The sequence below is a fragment of the Enteractinococcus helveticum genome (genome assembly GCF_020742345.1).
Taxonomy (GTDB): Bacteria; Actinomycetota; Actinomycetes; order Actinomycetales; family Micrococcaceae; genus Yaniella; species Yaniella helvetica_A.
On the sequence record NZ_DYXC01000049.1, the window covers coordinates 1 to 3,629 of the forward strand.

4 protein-coding genes and 1 tRNA gene are annotated in these 3,629 nt (G+C 56.8%); 1 reads left to right on the forward strand and 4 read right to left on the reverse strand.

The features are described 5' to 3' along the window. Positions 1 to 118: 118 nt before the first annotated feature. Together K8V32_RS03720 and K8V32_RS03725 are read right to left on the reverse strand one after the other, a co-directional pair. A complete protein-coding gene (locus tag K8V32_RS03720; RefSeq protein ID WP_303903077.1) occupies positions 119 to 601 on the reverse strand; it encodes an FHA domain-containing protein FhaB/FipA in 483 nt (160 codons plus the stop codon). A gap of 3 nt (positions 602 to 604) precedes the next feature. Further along, entirely contained in the window at positions 605 to 1,399 is a 795-nt protein-coding gene (locus K8V32_RS03725) for an FHA domain-containing protein (RefSeq protein WP_303903080.1), read from the reverse strand. 234 nt (positions 1,400 to 1,633) lie between these two features. On the opposite strand from K8V32_RS03725, the gene K8V32_RS03730 reads away from it, so the two are divergent. After that, a tRNA-Leu gene (locus tag K8V32_RS03730) sits at positions 1,634 to 1,717 on the forward strand. 327 nt (positions 1,718 to 2,044) lie between these two features. Here K8V32_RS03730 and K8V32_RS03735 read toward each other — a convergent pair. Continuing rightward, positions 2,045 to 2,779: an ABC transporter permease gene (locus K8V32_RS03735; protein ID WP_303903083.1), complete on the reverse strand. Its 735-nt coding sequence runs from the start codon at positions 2,777 to 2,779 to the stop codon at positions 2,045 to 2,047. Continuing rightward, on the reverse strand, positions 2,776 to 3,570 hold the full coding sequence (locus tag K8V32_RS03740) for an ABC transporter ATP-binding protein (protein WP_303903086.1): 795 nt from the start codon (positions 3,568 to 3,570) through the stop codon (positions 2,776 to 2,778). Before K8V32_RS03740 ends, K8V32_RS03735 begins: the two co-directional genes overlap by 4 nt. Positions 3,571 to 3,629: the final 59 nt, after the last annotated feature.

Here is a 3,629-nt window from a genome sequence, read left to right on the forward strand (position 1 = left end):
CCGCCCATGCCGTCGGCCACCACTGCTAAGTAGCGGCCCACATAGGCGGAGTCATCGTTTTTTGACCGCACTCGTCCAACGTCCGAGCGGGCAGCGAAGTTCAGCTGAAGGGCCATCGTTATGCCTTCAGCTCCATAACGGTTTTACCAATGCGCACCGGGGTGCCCGGGTCAATGGCCATGGTGCGGGTCAATTGGTTACCCTGCACAAAGGTTCCGTTGGTGGAGCCGAGGTCTTCCAAGAACCAGCGACTGCCTTGCGGGAAAAGTCTAGCGTGCCGGCCTGAAGCATAATCATCTTCTAATATCAGTCCGGCGTCCTGAGCCCGGCCAATCAACAGGGGCTGGCCGGCCAACTGAATACTGCGTCCGGCTAACGGCCCCTCGGTTATCACCAGTTTGGTAGCTAATGCCCGCGTTGGTGACAAGGGCGTATCAGTCTTGGCCGAAGCAACTGGTTCCTCTTTTTTCTTGCGTCGAGTCAGGCGTGCGGGCCGGGCAATTTGTAAAGAACGTCCCTGGGAGGTGATCACAGAGAACACGAAAATCCACAGTAGGGCAAGCAGCCCAAATCGCAGCGCAGTAATCGCCAATTCGCTCACGGGCTACCTCCGGGGCTGGGTTGTTGTATCGGGGGCGAGTCGGAAAGTGATGGTCGTCCGACCGGCGGTAATAATATCACCGTGGTGTAAATCTACCGAGTTTCCCGCTTTCTGCCCGTTGACATAAAACCCATTGGTTGACCCCAAATCTACGGCAGACACACGGTCTCCGATAACCCGTATTTCCAGGTGTCGACGCGACATTCCAGGATCGCCAACCGTGATATCGACATCCGAGGACCGTCCAATCACCGCTGATGTTGAGTTAATCGCATAGCGTGTGCCTTCAATTTCCACCACGGGCCGCCAGTTGGTGCGATCTATCTGCAGGCTGGGATCTGTCATTTCAGCCGGTGGCTGTACTGCTGGCGAGCTGACCTGTTTATTCGGTGTATACGTGATGGGCTGGCCCGGATCTAGATCCTCAGCCGCTTCGGAGCTCGACGTGATGTCCATATCCCCGCGCTCGACCTCTTCATCGGCCACAAAGGTCACACGTACGGGCCCGGAGAGGGAGTAGCCCTGCACGGACGCATGCCGGATGGCCTCATCACAGAGTTCTTCGGCCAAAGCACGGCCCCATTGTTGAACCTGTGGGAAATCTTCTTCAGAAAATGCGATGGTGTACACGTTGGGCACAAGCGTGCGTTCTTGAGAAATGGTGACGGCGCGATGGTCCATTTCAATGCGCATCGCATTGGTCACTTCGACCGGTTTGATGCGTTTGGAGCCGCCCGCCGAGAAGATTTTCCGCACGCTGCGTTCCAGAAGGTTCTCTAGACCATCCAAGATGCCCACTCGGCACTCCTTCCAACGTGTTCATTTCAACCCCGGCGGTAAATATTCCACAGTAGTTTGACGCCGAGTATTTGTCACATGCAGTTACATTTTCTCATATCGCACTGCCCAATACACGAAGCGCATAGTCAACCCGCAAATATGAGAGAGGGAAAATGTCGATTGGCGTTAGAGGGCGCATTGTGTTTATACTATAGATCGTGCTTACAGCCGTTGCTGTAAAACACGTCACTCGCGCGAGTGGCGGAATTGGTAGACGCGCTGGCTTCAGGTGCCAGTGTCTTCACGGACGTGGGGGTTCAAGTCCCCCCTCGCGCACAGAGTAGAAACAGTCTCTGACATGGAGAAATCCAGTTGGAGGCTGTTTTGTTCGTTAAGCTTGACCCTCCAGCAAGGGCTCGGATTTGGCCGTGGTGCTGGTTTGAGCGATCGGCGGCTGCTGTCAGTCCAACCGTGTTAGGTCCCAACGCCGTACCTTGCTAGACCCTTCCTGTCGAGCCTGTCGGAAATCCCGACAGGTTGCAGATTCGCTGAGCTCGCTTTCTCGCGCTTGTTGGCCTAGTCTAACGACGGGCACCTCAGTCGAGATCGAAATTAGATGCGAATGTGGATTACTTCATGAATCACGACGGACGAAGACTGCCATCACGGTGTTCTGCGGCGCAGTGTTAAGGATGCAAGTATCAGCGCTGCAAGTGCAAATGCGGCGACAATCGACAACGGCACGAAAAGATCCGCACCTGCATCACCTGCTGTGACCGCGTTGATCGCATCGATCGCATGACTGAGCGGTAGCCAGTCCGAAATGGCTTCGAGTATATCTGGCATATCCTCACGTGGCATGAATAGGCCGCCCAGGATGATCTGTGGAAAAACCAACAGTGGCATGAATTGCACGGCCTGGAATTCGGTGCGGGCAAAGGCGCTGGCTAATAGACCAAGGGCGGTGCCCAAAATGGCATCGACGACGGCGACGAGGCCAAGCTGCCAGACCGGGCCCTCAACGGAGAGCCCACACACGACCACCGCGAACGTCACGGTAATGACTGCTTGCAGGGTTGCCATGAGTCCGAAGGCCAAACCGTAGCCGATGATGAAGTCTGGTTTGTTCATCGTCGTCGTCATTAACCGTTCGAGTGTGCCCGAGCGACGTTCCCGGAGTGTGGTGATCGAGGTGATGACAAACATCAAAATAAATGGGAACAGTGCCAGCAGCGGGCCGCCGTAGAGATCGAAGACTCCGGGCTGGGCGTCAAAGAGCCAGGCGAAGAGTCCGACCAGTAGGCTGGGTGCAACCAGTAGTAACACGATGGAGCGCGGATCGTGGCTGAGCTGTTTGAGGACGCGTGCGGTTGTGGCCAGTGTGCGCTTCGGACTCATGACGGCTCCTGCTGTGCGGCATGTTTGCCATGAGACGGCTCCGAGTGCGTCGAGTGTGTGATGAGCGCAAGAAATGCTGCATCGGGGTTGGTGGTGCCGGTGTCTTTCAGCAGGTTGGCCGGGGTGGTGTCGGCGATGATTTGCCCGTTGCGCATTAACAGCAGGCGGTCACAGTGCACAGCTTCATCCATGACGTGGCTGGTGACCAACACGGTGATGCCGCGCTCGGCGAGGCTACGAAACAGCATCCAGAGTTCTTGACGCAGTGTTGGGTCGAGTCCGACGGTGGGTTCATCGAGTACGATGAGCTCGGGTTTGCCGAGTAGGGCCACCGCAAGGGAGACTCGACTGCGCTGTCCGCCACTGAGGTTCACCACTAAACTGCGCATATGTGAACTCAGCCCAACCTCGTGTGCCACCCGCTCGGTTTCCCCACGGTCGGCGCCGACAATCTGGGCGAAGTAGTCGAGATTCTGTCGCACCGTGAGGTCGTCATACACGGATGCGGCCTGGGTGTCGTAGGAGACCAGACTCCGTAGTGCACGAGTGCCCGCCGGTTGTCCGAGGACCTCGACGGTGCCGCCTTGAATCTTTTGCACTCCGACGACGGCGCGCATTAGCGTGGTTTTGCCACAGCCCGAGGGGCCGAGGAGACCGGTGATCTGGCCGCGCGGGATTTCTAGATTCAGGCCGTCGAAAACCACCGTGCGACCGCGTTTGATTCGAAGATCGCGGATCGTGACCGCAGATGATGCATGAACCGACGAAGAGTCAGCCAACTTTGGTGGCATAGGATAATCATTCCACGCCCAGCTCACATGCTCAATACCTTCAAATTTTTGCGCACACG

Bases quoted from the DNA above. Each gene is read 5' to 3' on its own strand.
- K8V32_RS03740 (WP_303903086.1), bottom strand. From the start codon at position 3,570: ATGCCACCAAAGTTGGCTGACTCTTCGTCGGTTCATGCATCATCTGCG.
- K8V32_RS03735 (WP_303903083.1), bottom strand. From the start codon at position 2,779: ATGAGTCCGAAGCGCACACTGGCCACAACCGCACGCGTCCTCAAACAG.